The following is a 13,993-nucleotide window of genomic DNA, read 5'->3' as shown; positions in this document are numbered from 1 at the left end:
TGCCGCAAGGCATGCCTTTTTGCTTTAAGGAGCCGGATGAAACAGAAAATATTGATTGTCGAGGATAGTCTGACTATTCGTCGCATGCTGATCCAGGCCATTGCCCAGCAAACCAGGCTGGAAATAGATGCGTTCGAAACCCTGGAAGGGGCCCGACACTGTCGGGGAGAAGAGTATGTGGTTGCCCTGGTGGATCTCACCTTGCCGGATGCCCCCAGCGGAGAAGCGGTCAAGGTATTGCTGGAGCGCGGCCTGCCGGTGGTGATCCTCACCGCCGACATCAGCGAGGAGAAACGGGAAGCTTGGCTTGAGGCCGGGGTGCTCGATTACGTGATGAAAGATTCACGTCACTCCCTGCAGTATGCCGTCAGCCTGGTCCATCGCCTCTACCTCAACCAGCGCATCGAAGTGCTGGTGGTCGATGATTCCCGTACCTCCCGCCACCGCACCATGGCCCAGCTGCGCAAGCAACTGCTGCAGGTGCACGAGGCGAGCCATGCCCGTGAAGCGCTGGCCCAGCTCGAACAGAACCCGGCCATCCGGCTGGTGCTGGTCGACTACTATATGCCAGAAATTGACGGGATCAGCCTGGTACGCATGTTGCGCGAGCGCTACAGCAAGCAGCAGCTCGCCATCATTGGGATCTCGGTGTCGGACAAACGCGGCCTCTCCGCCCGCTACCTCAAACAGGGTGCCAACGACTTCCTCAACCAGCCGTTCGAGCCGGAAGAGCTGCAGTGCCGGGTCAGCCACAATCTGGAGGCGCTGGAGCAGTTCAACAGCATCCAGGAGTCGGCCAATCGTGACTACCTGACCGGGCTCTACAACCGGCGCTACTGGTTCAACGAGGGTCAAAAATGGTTCGAGGAACACCAGCGCCAAGAGACGCCGCTTGCACTGTGCGTGCTCGATGTGGATCACTTCAAGCAGGTCAACGATCACTGGGGTCACGCCATCGGCGATCAGCTGTTGTGCCACCTCACCCGTCTGCTCACCCAGTTCTTCCCCGATGCCATGATCGCCCGCTTTGGTGGCGAGGAGTTTGCCCTGATGGTGCCCCACTGCACCGTGCCCGTGCTGCTCAAGCGGCTGGAAGGGTTGCGCCAGCAGATGCGCCAGCAACCGCTGTCACGGGAAACGCGGCTGTTCGTTCGCGCCAGTTTCGGGGTGATCCAGGTCGGGCGCGTCTCCATGGACGAGGCATTGAGCGAAGCGGATCGCCTGCTCTATCAGGCCAAGAACACCGGTCGTGACAAGATAGTGTCTCAAGGCTCAGCGGCCTGATCGCACCATCCCGGATGCTCGTCGTGTAGTACCGCCCGACCGCAGCCCCTCCCCGGGCACACGTCGGGTTCCCCTCCTGTTACCTCCCGTCATGTCACAGCCCTGCTCAGTAGGTCTTGTCGACCCGCACGCCATCGTCGAAATAGAGGATGCGCACCTTATCGCCGTTCATGAATACCATGGCCGGATCGTAATCCTGAATGACGTTGATCAGCCCGTTCTGTTCGTTGCGAATGAGCAGTTCCACCAGCTTGTTCTCCACCACTGTGCCGCCGGATTGATACTGCTGCGCCGCCGCGGCGCCCGCCAGGGCCCCGACAGCGGTGGCGATTTCCCGACCATGGCCGCCACCGAACTGGTTGCCAAGCAGACCACCCAGCACGGCGCCGCCCAAGGTTTTCCAGCCTGAACGCTCGGACTCCAGGATCTGACGCTGGGTGATGTTGCGCACCGTTTCAACCTGGCCAAACACCACCTGATTCACGGGCCTGGCGGTATTGCGCTCGTAGACCTGAGCCCAGGCGGGCGCAGTGACAAAGCAGAACAAGCTGGATACTATCAGGATAATGGCCTTCATCTATGAACCTCGTTGCCTTATGTCTCGCTATCTTACCCAATTGGATGATGAGCTGTGCTGGTTTCCCGACCCCGAGCACGCCCTGGATGAACCCAACGGCCTGCTGGCGATCGGTGGCGATCTCTCCCCCGCCCGTTTGCTGGCAGCTTACCACAAGGGGATCTTCCCGTGGAACGAGCCCCACCAGCCGCTGCTGTGGTGGTCACCCGACCCCAGAGGCGTAGTGCAGCCGGCGCAACTGCACATCGGCCGCAGCCTGCGCAAATTTATCCGCCGTACCCCATTCGATATTTCCATCGATCGCGCCTTTAATGAGGTGATAGCGGCCTGCGCCGCCCCCCGTCGCAGTGCCAGTGGAACCTGGATAAGCACACCCATGATCGACGCCTATCGACAGCTGCACCGCCTTGGCCATGCCCACTCCATCGAGATCTGGCAGGATGGTCAGCTGCAGGCCGGCCTCTACGGCCTCTCCCTCGGCCGGGTGTTCTGTGGCGAGTCCATGTTCAGTCGCATCGACAACGGCGCCAAGCTGGCCATGGTAGCCCTCTGCCAGCACTTTGCCCGGCATAACGGGGCCCTGATCGATTGCCAGATGCAGAACGACTTTCTGGCCACCATGGGAATAGAGGAGTGGCCGAGAAGCAAATTCCTGACGACGCTGACCCAGCTGAGTCGGCAACCACTGGCGGCCGGCTGCTGGCAGGCGGGGAGCATGACACTATGACCGAAGAAGTGATCCTCAAGGTAGGACTGACCCCCAAGCATCAATGCAGCTATCTGGGTCATGAACAGGAACAGCTGCTGGTATTGATGGATCACAGCCTGCTCAACGCCAGCGGTTACGAGCGCCTGCTGACGGCCGGCTTCCGCCGCAGTGGCAACGACATCTATCGCCCCCACTGCCCGGCCTGCAATGCCTGCCAGTCACTGCGCATCCACAGCGAACGGTTCGTGCCCAGCCGCAGCCAGAAGCGGATCCGCCAGCTCAACCGGGATATCGAGCTGGTGCTGAGCTACGATGACAAGCCCGAATACTATCAGCTCTATGAGCGCTACATTCGCGAACGCCACCATGACGGCAGCATGTATCCCCCCAGCCGCACCCAGTACAAGGGGTTTCTCCATTGCGACTGGATGCCTCCCCTCTATCTGGAAATGCGCAAGGATAATCGGCTGATCGGGGTTGCTACTACGGATCTGCTGCCCCATTCCCTCAGCGCAATGTACACCTTCTTCGACCCGGCCCATGCCGATCGCTCACTCGGTACCTTTGCCATTCTGAGCCAGTTGGAACTGGCCAGGCGCACAGGCCGCAGCTGGCTGTATCTGGGCTACCTGGTGGAGGAGTGCCGCAAGATGAATTACAAGAGCCAGTACCTGCCTCATGAGCGTCTGATACAGGGAGAATGGAAAAATATCGACAGCAAGCCCGAGTAAACTTTACACATAGCCTTAAATCCGGCATGATCCAGCGGTTTTTTGTTGTGGCTTATCAAGAGGATTCAATGGCTAAAGAAGACAGTATTGAGATGCAGGGCACTATTCTCGAAACCCTGCCCAATACCATGTTCCGTGTGGAACTGGAAAATGGTCACGTGGTTATCGCTCATATTTCCGGCAAGATGCGCAAAAACTACATCCGTATCCTGACTGGAGACAAAGTAACGGTAGCTCTGACTCCGTACGATCTCTCCAAGGGACGTATTGTTTTCCGCTCTCGCTAAGCCAGGAATTCAGCAAAAAACCCCAACCTTTCGGTTGGGGTTTTTTGTGGTCTTTCAACTGTTCAATGCTTAGTGGGAAACGGCTTCAACATTGACCTGATAGTCAAAGCTGAGGCTGTCGTTTATCAACTCAACCTTCACAACCCCCCCATCGACCAGCGCCCCGAACAGGATCTCGTTGGCCAGGGGTTTCTTGAGGTGTTCCTGGATGACCCGTCCCATGGGTCTTGCCCCCATGGCCCTGTCATACCCTTTCTCGGCCAGCCAGTGGCGGACACCCTCGGACACTTCAAGGGATACCCCTTTCGCATCCAGCTGAACCTGCAACTCGACGATGAACTTGTCGACCACCTGATGGATGATCTGCATGTCCAGATGGTTGAACCAGATGATGTGATCAAGCCGGTTGCGAAACTCCGGACTAAACGTCTTGTTGATCACCGCCATGGCATCGTGGCTCATATCCTGCTGCTGGAAGCCGATTGACTTGCGCTGGGTCTCCTGTACCCCCGCGTTGGTGGTCATCACCAGGATCACGTTGCGAAAATCCGCCTTGCGCCCGTTGTTGTCAGTCAGGGTGCCGTTGTCCATCACCTGCAGCAGCAGGTTGAACACGTCCGGATGCGCTTTTTCGATCTCGTCCAGCAGTACCACTGAGTGCGGATGCTTGAGGACAGAGTCGGTCAGCAGACCCCCCTGCTCGAACCCCACATAACCGGGAGGAGCCCCGATCAGACGAGAGACGGTGTGGCGCTCCATGTACTCGGACATATCAAAGCGCAGCACCTCCACGCCAAGCGCCTTACCGAGCTGCTGGGTGACCTCGGTCTTGCCTACCCCGGTCGGGCCGGCAAACAGGAAGCAGCCCACAGGGCGACGCTCGTTGCCCAGCCCTGAGCGGGAGAGGCGAATGGAGTCTGTCAGTACCTCGATGGCCTTGTCCTGGCCAAAGACCACCATCTTGAGATTGCGCTCCAGGTTCTTCAGCACTTCCTTGTCGGAAGAGGAGACTGATTTCTCCGGGATGCGGGCAATCTTGGCAACAATGGTTTCGATCTCCTGCACATTGATCACTTTCTTGCGCTTGCTCACCGGCAGCAAGCGTTGACCCGCCCCGGCCTCGTCGATCACGTCGATCGCCTTGTCCGGCAGATGGCGGTCATTGATGTATTTGGCGGAGAGCTCCACCGCTGCACGAATGGCCTTGACGGTGTAACGTACCCCGTGGTGAGCCTCATAGCGGCTCTTGAGGCCCATCAGGATGCGCGTAGTGTCATCCACGCTGGGCTCGACAATGTCGATCTTCTGGAAGCGACGCGCCAGGGCGCGGTCTTTTTCAAAGATCTGGGAGTATTCCTGATAGGTGGTAGAGCCGACGCAGCGCAGCAAGCCATTGGAGAGCAACGGTTTGATGAGGTTGGCCGCATCCAGCTGACCACCGGAGGCAGCCCCCGCCCCTATGATGGTGTGGATCTCGTCGATGAACAGGATGGCCCCTTCCTGGCGCTCGATCTGCTTGAGCAGCACCTTGAGGCGCTTCTCGAAGTCACCGCGATATTTGGTCCCCGCCAGCAGCGACCCCATATCCAGGGAGTAGATGGTACTGCCCGCAATCACCTCGGGCACATCACCCTTGACGATACGATAGGCCAGCCCTTCCGCGATGGCTGTCTTGCCCACCCCGGCTTCGCCCACCAGCAAGGGGTTGTTCTTGCGACGGCGGCAGAGCACCTGAATGGTACGGTTGAGCTCCTGATCGCGCCCGATGAGGGGATCGATACGCCCTTCCAGTACCAGCTGATTGAGGTTGGTGGCAAAGCTCTCAATCTGGGCAGCAGAGACCTCATCGTCAGACTCGACGTTGTTGCTGTTGTCCGGTTTGCTGTCTTTGCGTACCCCATGGGAGAGGAAGTTGACCACATCCAGCCGGCTGATCTCGGCCTTTTTCAGGAAGTAAGCAGCTTGGGACTCCTGCTCGCTGAAGATGGCAACCAGCACGTTGGCTCCACTGACCTCGGTGTTGCCGGAGGACTGAACGTGGAACACGGCGCGTTGCAGCACGCGCTGGAAGCCCAGTGTGGGCTGGGTCTCGCGGTCTTCATCATCACGGGGGATAAGCGGGGTTGTTTGACTGATGAATGCGCTGATCTCTTTGCGCATCTGCTCCACGTCAGCACCACAAGAACTCAGCGCCTCATTGGCTGAGCTGTTATCCAGCAGGGCTAACAACAGGTGCTCGACGGTCATGAATTCGTGGCGCTCGTCACGGGCCAGTTTGAAAGCCTCGTTCAGCGTCTTTTCTAAATCTTTATTCAACATAGGCACCTCCCCTAGTACAGCAACAATGTGGTGTCGTCATCGCCATCAAGTCATCAGATTCAAGCCTTTTCCATGGTACAGAGCAGTGGATGTTCGTTGTTACGTGCATAGGTGTTGACCTGGACCACTTTGGTTTCGGCAATCTCGGCGGTGAATGTGCCACAGACTCCCTTACCACTATAATGCACGCTCAGCATCACCTGAGTGGCCTTGTCCAAATCCATACCAAAGAACTTTTGCAGCACCTCCACCACGAACTCCATCGGTGTGTAGTCGTCGTTGTTCAGGACGACCTTGTACATGGGTGGCGGTTGCAGCTTGGTTTTCTCTGCCTCTGCAATCTCTTCATTAGCAAAGAGTTCTTTCTGCTTGCTCATAATCGCGCTTTGGTACCTCTAGATTACTACCGCCTAACACAAGATTGGTCAATAGACTTGTTAACCAGATCACATCAGTTGTTAACAACTCCTTGACTCGCTCAAAAGTTAGACTAGATTGGTTACTTGCTAATCGGCGCCCGTCTGCTATGGGCTATGTTACTAGTTATAAAGGGCTGGCGCAGGTTACTCAACGACTTCAAGGTAATCAATAAAAGGATGTAGATGTATGGCAACCGGAACAGTCAAGTGGTTTAACAACGCAAAAGGATTTGGGTTTATCTGTCCGGAAGGAGGTGGCGAAGATATTTTCGCCCACTACTCCACGATACAAATGGAAGGCTACAAGACGTTGAAAGCAGGTCAAGCAGTCAACTTCGAACTGCAGCAGGGGCCGAAAGGCAATCATGCCTCTGTCATTGTGCCAAACGAAGCACAGAACATGTAAGAGTCGAACTGGATAAATAAGAAAACCGGCAACCTTGCGGCTTGCCGGTTTTCTTATTGCTGCGAGCCAAAGGAGAAGTGCATTCTCCTGGCGGGTCAGTCAGGCAAAGATCATTTTGCGTTGTCGTGATAGTCCTGACAGGCGCTCAGGGTGTTTTCCATCAGGCTGGCTACCGTCATGGGGCCTACTCCACCCGGTACGGGCGTGATGAAGGATGCGTGGTTGCGGGCCGTCTCAAACTCCACGTCACCGACCAAAGAACCATCCGCCAACCGATTGATACCCACGTCGATCACCAGTGCCCCCGGCTTGACCCACTCACCCGGGATGAAATTGGGTTTGCCAACGGCGACCACCAGCAGGTCGGCACGGCGAACCTGCTCTTCCAGATCCTGGGTGAAACGGTGGCAGGTAGTGGTAGTGCAACCGGCCAACAGCAGCTCCAGTGTCATCGGCCGGCCAACGATGTTGGACGCACCGACCACCACCGCATGCAAGCCGTGTGTCTTGACCCCGGTCGTTTCAATCAGGGTCATGATACCTTTGGGCGTGCAGGGGCGCAGTGCCGGAATTCGCTGTGCCAGCCGACCCACGTTGTAGGGGTGGAAACCATCCACATCCTTGTCGGGGCGGATCCGCTCCAATACCTGAGTCGTATCGCAGTGAGCCGGCAAGGGGAGCTGCACCAGAATACCGTCAACGTCCGCGTCTTCATTCAGCTTATCGATCAGTGCCAGCAACTCTTCCTGGCTTGCCGTCGCATCCAGATCGTAAGAGCGGGAGATAAAGCCCACCTCTTCACAGGCACGCCGCTTGCTGCCGACATAGACCTGAGAGGCAGGATCTACCCCGACCAGGATCACCGCCAGACCCGGCGCCCGTTTTCCTTGTGCCAACCGCTGTTGGACTTGCGCTGCGACCTGATTGCGAATCGTTTGCGCAACCTGTTTTCCATCAATGATTTTGGCAGACATCGTTCTTCACTCACCATGTGTTCAACTGCCGCGCATTGTCGCATTTTTTTGCCACGGGTGTTAGCGGCTCTCGCATGGAGGGCAATAAGTAGGCATTTGAATTCATTGGTGGAAAAATTCGTTGACGCTGGCTTTCCCGCTTGGGTATGATGCCGGCCCGTTGCCCAGTACAGCCGCTGTCGCTATGCTGGAGACGAGATTTTCGGTGATTAGCGCAGCCCGGTAGCGCATCTGGTTTGGGACCAGAGGGTCAAAGGTTCGAATCCTTTATCACCGACCAGGTTTTTCGACATGCCGCCAGGCTTGTCGAGGCAATGCGCCCTTAGCTCAGTCGGATAGAGCAACGGCCTTCTAAGCCGTGGGTCGCAGGTTCGAATCCTGCAGGGCGCGCCATTGATGACATGCATCTCCCCGATGCAGGTATTAATGGATATTTTCAGTGGTGGCTGTAGCTCAGTTGGTAGAGTCCCGGATTGTGATTCCGGTTGTCGTGGGTTCGAGCCCCATCAGCCACCCCATTATCTCCTTTCAGAAAACATCCAATCTTAGCTATTTCAATCCAGTAGAAATAACCCTATATTCCTGCGTCCTGATGGTTGCCTGCAAAATGTCTGTAATGGGCCTCAAGGGAGGCATCAGTGCCGGTACGGGTGGTGTGTGTGGCGTAATGGCAACGTCACAACCTGCACTCCAGATACGACGTTTGTTGCGCCTCGAGAAAAACCACCAAGAACAAACGATTGTGCTCAATGACGAGCAAAGTCGCCTGCTCGATCAGCACTACCCGGACGAACCGGTGGAGCAGATGCAAACAGGTCTGGACAACTACCTAGAACACTACAACAAACAGTGGTCTTGTCAGGGCCTAATGATGGAGGGACAGGCCCCCTTATTGCATGCTCAAGATGGCTCTGAAATTGGTACCGAAGAAGGTGTGCTCTTAGAGTGGTGTAAGCAAGACACCGGTTTGAGACCAGTGTCATATGGTAACTATATTTGTGCATGCTACTACCAGCTTATCCACTGCCAGCAATACTCTTTAACATGCAGCTAAACAGCTATGAAAAAGGTGTGCACCCCATATTCTCACTGGATGCCTATCGCACCTTGCCAAACTCTTAACCATATCTTTCTTTCATATACTTCTTTACCGATATTGCATTGTTAAACTTATATGTTCCATCACCGGCCCCATCCTCTGTGCCACTTAAAACTGGATCCAAAGTCTTTGCCTTATCAACAGTATATTCTCCACCAGCGTTATTTTTATAAATCTTAACTTCAAAATTTGTCTCATCAATCCCTTCTGCCTGATGCTTATTATGCCATGAAACTATAGTTCCTATATGATTAACACCTTTCAGAGTAAAGAAAAAAACGCTCCTGAGATTCGGGTAATCGCCGTTCTCACATATTTTATCCAACTCATAATGTGATGATTTATCATATATAACTATAGATAATGGGCAGTTTATGTCATCATTTTTCTCAATTTTAACGCTCGCTGTATCATTACTTATCCTATATGGCCCTTGAATAAGATCAGCTGCATTCACAAACAAAGTGGGAAAAAATAAATTTAAAATGAAAAAACCATACTTCCCCATTATGACCTCACAAATTTTCAATCACTATTATCAATGCCTATTAGGTAATATCGGTTCAAGCAGTTGCTGGCGGGGAAAATTAGTCTGCGTAACTACAACGGCCAAGTGGAGGAAGTCATAGCGTATGTAAGCACCATAAACAAACTGAATACCATGGGCCTGCCAGTCAGAAAGCCCCGAGTGTAGCTGTCACCCGGGGATGGGGAAGTGATGACTTGATGGTTGATTTGGGCAACAACGCCGTCAGGTGATAACTAGATCTGTACACCCGAAGAATAAGGTGCCTCAGTATTTCACAACCACCGCAATCAAAAACAATCCTCATAATTTTCTAATGCCTGAGAAAAATCAAATTTCTTTCCTTTAGCATTTATATAAAAAACATTGTCAAAGTTAGCACCTTGGTAACCAAAGTGATACCGTCCATTTACCTTGCCATCAATTATTTCAACCCAGTCACTATTAACAGCATATGGTCGACCTTCATCATTCGTCTCTTCTTCATAATTCACTTGAACTATAGTTATTTTATCTTTGTTTTTCCCATATTGAACATATCCTCCAACCCAACCTACAGTGGAGGCCCACATCATTCGCATTTTAATTTTACCATTGGGACTAACAAAGCATCGATAGTCTACGCCAATATCTTCAGCACGGCAGACAGAAGACAACAGAATAAAAACCAAGGCCAAATATTTATTCATTTAAGTTACTCTAGAGTGATAATACGCTGTTCAACAAAACCTCGCCAATCTCGACAAAGCCGTCCATACCACTTTTTACTCATCTCCTGCTGAGTAAATGGTTGAGTATCTAGCAGGGTCAAAAATCCTGGGTGTCCCAGATTTTTCCACCGTACGGACTTACTGGATCAACGTCTTCCCATGATGGATGCCTAGACTGAATTTGTTACTGGAGAAATACTGACCAAATAAAAGAAGCGATTTGGATAGGCTGCTTCCTTCTATATTTTTTGCCTAATATGCTGTTTTGTAAAAAAGCTAATATGCTACACAACCATCTGATGGGCACAAAGCTGATGCAGCGCCTTCCTTGGCCATCAGCCTTGCCTATCAAGGTAAATCATGAATAAATTGAATCTCATTATTCAAGAAAAATACTCTTTCCTTTGTCACATTCATAAGGCATTTTTTAATTTCTATCTGTTGAGCGATAGAACTGTCTTCAAAGAAAGCCCCCCTTGCGTTACACTGAGCGTCTCTGAGCTTAATCCAATTCCTTTGGGATTGAACCAGTTGACTCCAGTATTTTTCTTTAGATTGTTTATCATAACCACTAGATGACAATGTAGACTTTAAATTATTATATATTTTGTTTAACTCAGTATCAGCTTGTATTGATTTACTTTCATAACAAGCAGCAAGATTGGTAGCTGGCGCAGAGATATCACAATTACTATCTGTGCTTGAAAACACATTCAATGATATAAAAAATAGGAAAAAAGATAGTCTTTTCACAGTTATTCTCCAGTTAGATATTTAGCTCTTTTACGCCCTGGTTCATATTGGCTCAAGGTGGGGTTATTTTTGATGTAATCGGCGTATTTTTGTCTATCATTTAACATTCCATAGATCATGGGCTTGGGGCCTTTCGTAAAACCCTGATAAACTAAATCAACAATAACATCTTTAACCTTATCGTCTAAGATTTCCCAATTGATTTTATCAGATATAGATACACTTGGGATATTAGCATCGTTAATACTTTGAGCTGTAGTCCAGCGATCATAGTTTGATTTTGCCCTGAGAACATAATCAGGGTATATTTTTTCAAATAAACGATGCTGTGACTTCCTAGTTATTAAGGTCGAGTTTTTATTTGCCAAAACAAAATTAGATGCAGCCCCCCCTTTTATTCCCGCACCATCGGATATTAATGAGGCGATATTATCAGGAACCCCTGAGCCAAATAAATCACGGTATACTTCTTCTTTTGAGCGACTTCCAATATCATATCCACGACCGATTGTTACACCAGACTCACTATTACCTGGCCAATGGATTCTTCTTGAGAAGAAAGTACTATTTTCAACATCATTTCCTTCTGCGTCAAATGTAAGCTGCCCCTTGGTAACTATGAGCCATTTTTCATCCATTTCATCATCAGAGACAGGATCAGCCACCAGCCCCATCATTCCAGCCGGATGAATAAACCAAGGTTTGGTATCACCCACTACTTCAGCAGCCTGCTCTATCCAGGCCATGTCATTGGTCACTTCCAGTACATATTTATACAGATTGGGCATGTTTTTTAGCTCTTGCTCGAGCCTTGGCCACGTATCGCGCTTTACCCATTCACTTTCGTGCTTGATAAACAGCTTTCGCACTTTTTCTGCAACCATTTTCTCAGCCATCGCCGCCTGGATTTCATCGGCACTGATACTGCCATCCCGATCTGTCACCAGCTCTTCGTAAAGGGTACTGAAAAAGTCTCCCCCCTCCTTGCCGTCAGTGTCAGCCTTGTCCAGGAATCCGTCGGGATCCGAGCCGCCATCAACCAGTGTCACACCCAAGCTGGCCCATTCATGTTGGCTCACCAAACGGGTGTCACCACTAATAAGCACATACTGATCTTCGGCCACCTTCACAAATTTGTCGGCACCATGGGTCACGATATCTTGAGTATTTATCGGTTTGGGTGCCTCCAGCGGGCCAAAGTCTCCCACCTTGCTGTAACCGATTTTATTATTCTCCTTGGTCAACTTATAGGTGTCTAGCGGATCCCCATTTTTGAGCAGCAAATACTCTTGTCCCTTGGCCAACTTCCCTTCATTGCTGATACATTTACCAAGAGCATCCTTGTCACTCTCTGTGACAAATATCTCCATATGGATTGCTTTACGATCCTCATTGAGATCAAAACCATTGGCCGTCAGTTTCGGTGTCTCATGCTCTCCCCAATGTCCAACCACCTCACCGACCTTGACAGGGATGGGATTGGTATGTCGCAGTTCCACTTTGTCGTAAACAATGGGGGTATGCCGAATGGCATCGCTGGGTTGACCCAACATCTCTTTGGCAATCCAATAACGATCACCTTTCGAGGCATTGGGTACAACATTCCCTTTACCATCGGTAAGTTTGCCTTGCGTAACCTCCCAGACCTCAATCTCGAGATACTCCTTCATATTGGAAAATACGACGGGCTGAGCTGTGGTTCGTGCTACTTTGCTCGTTTTTGGCAATCCTGCTGTTACAGCTTCACCCTGATCTTTACTTTTACGCAGATAGCTGTTGCGACTGACAGGATAGAGACAAGGAATATCTTGCTTGGCCATCATCCAGCTGGGCTCAATCTTGCGTTCTTCCTTGATAAACTGTGAAGCTACATAAAACTCTGACGGATCATCGCTCTTTGGAGTCGCATAGCTGACTAGCTGGTAAGAATAAGGCTCATTATTCAGATTCATCCGCTGCGATGGTGCTCCAATCAAGGTAACGTCAACCCCCTTGCGAGCCGTACCGAGCTTATCCTCTTTCTGAAACTGCAGACTTGCAATAGCCTTGTATATAGCGACACCACTCCCTGTCAGCACATAACGTTCAGGCTCACCCTGATAAGCGTTTTTGCAGGCTATATGCATATAGAGGCAGTAGAAGGTAAGGGTATTGCTCTTTGGCTGCTGCTGTCCGGAAACTTCTTCTGTGGCCTCATAGCGATGCCGGACCAAGCAAAATGAAGGGGAGGTATGCAGAGTAATTGGCTCACCAGGCTTTCCTTTTTCCGGCTTCAACGTCACGGCAACGGGATCGGACGCGATGCGGTAGGCCACTATCTCTCCATCAGCAATAGCTCGTACGGCACCCCCTGGATGCCAACCTCCCTTGTCGCTAAAATGAATGCCGCCATGCCAAATACGGTTGCCGCCGAGCAGGAAAGTGCCGCCCGGCTCACCATTGAGCATGCCGATGAACTCTTCAAGTGAGGCAACTTCTTTGGGAGCATCACCGCCTCCCACTTGCATTGGATATAGGGTTTTCATCTTATTTTCTTTTCACTCGTAATCGTACGAACTATGGCCCCTAGCGGGATGGCACGAAAAAGGTCTGCGCAGGCCCTTGCTCCTTGAGCAACGCCTCCATCGCCTTCTCGGTGGGGATAGCCTTGACCAGTTCAACCAGTTCGGGAGCCTTGACCACTTCTACCCCCTTGGGCACCACGGGGGCCTTGCCACCCCAGCCAGAGCCTGAACCTGCGCTGCCGCCGGCATTGAGTTTGATGGCGGGACCGACCAGCTTGATGCCGCTCGGATCCACTTTCACAAAGCTGCCGCCTCCCTTGAGGGTTATTTCAGAACCAGCCTCCAGCACCAGCTTGTCACCCACCTTGATATGCACTTCCTGACCGGCTTCCACCAGCAGGGACTGCCCCAACTTCTGGTGCAGGCTGGCATCCACCGTCAGCGAGTAGTCGGCTTTTATCTGATCGCGCTTCTCGCCCTCCACCGTCAGGTGGTCATTGGCCTTGATACGGGTTACCCGCTCATTGTCGATATCGGTGTGCTGATCGTGCTTGATATGCCAGGCGGCATCACTTTCGATAAGCACGTTCAGGTCTTTCTGACCGTGGATGTAGATCTCTTCCTTGCCAGCCTGGTCTTCAAAGCGCAGCTCATTGAAGCCCTCACCCTGGTGGGTCTCGGTGCGCAGCACGGTG

At 52.0% G+C, this 13,993-nt stretch carries 14 protein-coding genes, 3 tRNA genes and 2 pseudogenes; 10 read left to right on the top strand and 9 right to left on the bottom strand.

Going from position 1 to position 13,993, the window contains the following annotated elements; all coding sequences use genetic code 11:
* The first annotated feature begins 36 nt into the window (after positions 1 to 36).
* Entirely contained in the window at positions 37 to 1,284 is a 1,248-nt protein-coding gene (locus ACB033_RS16010; protein WP_139724161.1) for a diguanylate cyclase, read from the top strand.
* A gap of 106 nt (positions 1,285 to 1,390) precedes the next feature.
* On the opposite strand, the gene ACB033_RS16005 is transcribed toward ACB033_RS16010, so the two are convergent.
* Complete coding sequence (locus ACB033_RS16005) at positions 1,391 to 1,861, bottom strand: glycine zipper 2TM domain-containing protein (protein WP_017765515.1); 471 nt, start codon at positions 1,859 to 1,861, stop codon at positions 1,391 to 1,393.
* 19 nt (positions 1,862 to 1,880) lie between these two features.
* On the opposite strand from ACB033_RS16005, the gene aat reads away from it, so the two are divergent.
* The 3 genes from aat (at position 1,881) to infA (ending at position 3,588) form a co-directional block, all read left to right on the top strand.
* Positions 1,881 to 2,588, top strand: coding sequence for a leucyl/phenylalanyl-tRNA--protein transferase (gene aat, locus ACB033_RS16000; RefSeq protein WP_043171565.1), 708 nt, complete (start codon positions 1,881 to 1,883; stop codon positions 2,586 to 2,588).
* Positions 2,585 to 3,301 (top strand): arginyltransferase, encoded by a 717-nt coding sequence (locus ACB033_RS15995; RefSeq protein ID WP_005300035.1) that lies wholly within the window; start codon positions 2,585 to 2,587, stop codon positions 3,299 to 3,301. Before aat ends, ACB033_RS15995 begins: the two co-directional genes overlap by 4 nt.
* Positions 3,302 to 3,369: 68 nt before the next feature.
* On the top strand, positions 3,370 to 3,588 hold the full coding sequence (gene infA, locus ACB033_RS15990) for a translation initiation factor IF-1 (RefSeq protein ID WP_005300033.1): 219 nt from the start codon (positions 3,370 to 3,372) through the stop codon (positions 3,586 to 3,588).
* Positions 3,589 to 3,657: 69 nt separating this feature from the next.
* On the opposite strand, the gene clpA is transcribed toward infA, so the two are convergent.
* Positions 3,658 to 5,907, bottom strand: a complete 2,250-nt coding sequence (gene clpA / locus ACB033_RS15985) for an ATP-dependent Clp protease ATP-binding subunit ClpA (RefSeq protein ID WP_005300030.1) — start codon at positions 5,905 to 5,907, stop codon at positions 3,658 to 3,660.
* Positions 5,908 to 5,966: 59 nt separating this feature from the next.
* Positions 5,967 to 6,284: an ATP-dependent Clp protease adapter ClpS gene (gene clpS, locus ACB033_RS15980; RefSeq protein WP_005300028.1), complete on the bottom strand. Its 318-nt coding sequence runs from the start codon at positions 6,282 to 6,284 to the stop codon at positions 5,967 to 5,969.
* Between the two features lie 229 nt (positions 6,285 to 6,513).
* On the opposite strand from clpS, the gene cspD reads away from it, so the two are divergent.
* The gene (gene cspD / locus ACB033_RS15975; protein ID WP_005300025.1) at positions 6,514 to 6,732 is read left to right on the top strand and encodes a cold shock-like protein CspD; all 219 of its coding nucleotides are present in this window, start codon (positions 6,514 to 6,516) and stop codon (positions 6,730 to 6,732) included.
* 110 nt (positions 6,733 to 6,842) lie between these two features.
* Here the strand turns inward: cspD and folD are convergent, their stop codons facing one another.
* Positions 6,843 to 7,706 (bottom strand): bifunctional methylenetetrahydrofolate dehydrogenase/methenyltetrahydrofolate cyclohydrolase FolD, encoded by an 864-nt coding sequence (gene folD / locus ACB033_RS15970; protein WP_005300012.1) that lies wholly within the window; start codon positions 7,704 to 7,706, stop codon positions 6,843 to 6,845.
* A gap of 203 nt (positions 7,707 to 7,909) precedes the next feature.
* On the opposite strand from folD, the gene ACB033_RS15965 reads away from it, so the two are divergent.
* The 4 genes from ACB033_RS15965 to ACB033_RS15950 all read left to right on the top strand — a co-directional run bounded on the left by ACB033_RS15965 (position 7,910) and on the right by ACB033_RS15950 (position 8,760).
* Positions 7,910 to 7,986 (top strand) — tRNA-Pro (locus ACB033_RS15965).
* 36 nt (positions 7,987 to 8,022) lie between these two features.
* Positions 8,023 to 8,099 (top strand) — tRNA-Arg (locus tag ACB033_RS15960).
* A gap of 49 nt (positions 8,100 to 8,148) precedes the next feature.
* Positions 8,149 to 8,224, top strand: a tRNA-His gene (locus ACB033_RS15955).
* An 89-nt stretch (positions 8,225 to 8,313) separates the two neighbouring features.
* Entirely contained in the window at positions 8,314 to 8,760 is a 447-nt protein-coding gene (locus tag ACB033_RS15950; RefSeq protein ID WP_139724159.1) for a hypothetical protein, read from the top strand.
* A gap of 64 nt (positions 8,761 to 8,824) precedes the next feature.
* Here ACB033_RS15950 and ACB033_RS15945 read toward each other — a convergent pair whose 3' ends face one another.
* Entirely contained in the window at positions 8,825 to 9,313 is a 489-nt protein-coding gene (locus ACB033_RS15945) for a hypothetical protein (protein WP_139724157.1), read from the bottom strand.
* Between the two features lie 48 nt (positions 9,314 to 9,361).
* On the opposite strand from ACB033_RS15945, the pseudogene ACB033_RS15940 reads away from it, so the two are divergent.
* Positions 9,362 to 9,499 (top strand): annotated as a pseudogene (locus ACB033_RS15940) (IS5/IS1182 family transposase); the annotation flags it as partial.
* A 122-nt stretch (positions 9,500 to 9,621) separates the two neighbouring features.
* Here the strand turns inward: ACB033_RS15940 and ACB033_RS15935 are convergent.
* The 4 genes and pseudogenes from ACB033_RS15935 to ACB033_RS15920 all read right to left on the bottom strand — a co-directional run.
* Positions 9,622 to 10,020 carry a hypothetical protein gene (locus ACB033_RS15935; RefSeq protein WP_139430718.1) on the bottom strand — a complete coding sequence of 133 codons (399 nt, stop codon included), beginning with the start codon at positions 10,018 to 10,020 and terminating at the stop codon, positions 9,622 to 9,624.
* 369 nt (positions 10,021 to 10,389) lie between these two features.
* Positions 10,390 to 10,794, bottom strand: a complete 405-nt coding sequence (locus ACB033_RS15930; RefSeq protein WP_139430717.1) for a lysozyme inhibitor LprI family protein — start codon at positions 10,792 to 10,794, stop codon at positions 10,390 to 10,392.
* Positions 10,795 to 10,796: 2 nt separating this feature from the next.
* Positions 10,797 to 13,319 carry a glycoside hydrolase family 19 protein gene (locus ACB033_RS15925; RefSeq protein WP_371140616.1) on the bottom strand — a complete coding sequence of 841 codons (2,523 nt, stop codon included), beginning with the start codon at positions 13,317 to 13,319 and terminating at the stop codon, positions 10,797 to 10,799.
* A gap of 40 nt (positions 13,320 to 13,359) precedes the next feature.
* Positions 13,360 to 13,993, bottom strand: a pseudogene (locus tag ACB033_RS15920) (type VI secretion system tip protein VgrG); the annotation flags it as partial.

Source organism: Aeromonas sp. S15(2024) (assembly GCF_041402265.1).
In the GTDB taxonomy this organism is placed as follows: Bacteria; Pseudomonadota; Gammaproteobacteria; order Enterobacterales; family Aeromonadaceae; genus Aeromonas; species Aeromonas dhakensis.
Note: the sequence above shows the minus strand (reverse complement) of the source record. Positions and strands in the feature narration are given on the sequence as shown.

Excerpts from the sequence above, each read along its gene's own strand:
- ACB033_RS16010 (WP_139724161.1), top strand. The coding sequence starts at position 37 with ATGAAACAGAAAATATTGATTGTCGAGGATAGTCTGACTATTCGTCGC.
- ACB033_RS16005 (WP_017765515.1), bottom strand. The coding sequence starts at position 1,861 with ATGAAGGCCATTATCCTGATAGTATCCAGCTTGTTCTGCTTTGTCACT.
- aat (WP_043171565.1), top strand. The coding sequence starts at position 1,881 with ATGTCTCGCTATCTTACCCAATTGGATGATGAGCTGTGCTGGTTTCCC.
- ACB033_RS15995 (WP_005300035.1), top strand. The coding sequence starts at position 2,585 with ATGACCGAAGAAGTGATCCTCAAGGTAGGACTGACCCCCAAGCATCAA.
- infA (WP_005300033.1), top strand. The coding sequence starts at position 3,370 with ATGGCTAAAGAAGACAGTATTGAGATGCAGGGCACTATTCTCGAAACC.
- clpA (WP_005300030.1), bottom strand. The coding sequence starts at position 5,907 with ATGTTGAATAAAGATTTAGAAAAGACGCTGAACGAGGCTTTCAAACTG.
- clpS (WP_005300028.1), bottom strand. The coding sequence starts at position 6,284 with ATGAGCAAGCAGAAAGAACTCTTTGCTAATGAAGAGATTGCAGAGGCA.
- cspD (WP_005300025.1), top strand. The coding sequence starts at position 6,514 with ATGGCAACCGGAACAGTCAAGTGGTTTAACAACGCAAAAGGATTTGGG.
- folD (WP_005300012.1), bottom strand. The coding sequence starts at position 7,706 with ATGTCTGCCAAAATCATTGATGGAAAACAGGTTGCGCAAACGATTCGC.
- ACB033_RS15950 (WP_139724159.1), top strand. The coding sequence starts at position 8,314 with ATGTCTGTAATGGGCCTCAAGGGAGGCATCAGTGCCGGTACGGGTGGT.
- ACB033_RS15945 (WP_139724157.1), bottom strand. The coding sequence starts at position 9,313 with ATGGGGAAGTATGGTTTTTTCATTTTAAATTTATTTTTTCCCACTTTG.
- ACB033_RS15935 (WP_139430718.1), bottom strand. The coding sequence starts at position 10,020 with ATGAATAAATATTTGGCCTTGGTTTTTATTCTGTTGTCTTCTGTCTGC.
- ACB033_RS15925 (WP_371140616.1), bottom strand. The coding sequence starts at position 13,319 with ATGAAAACCCTATATCCAATGCAAGTGGGAGGCGGTGATGCTCCCAAA.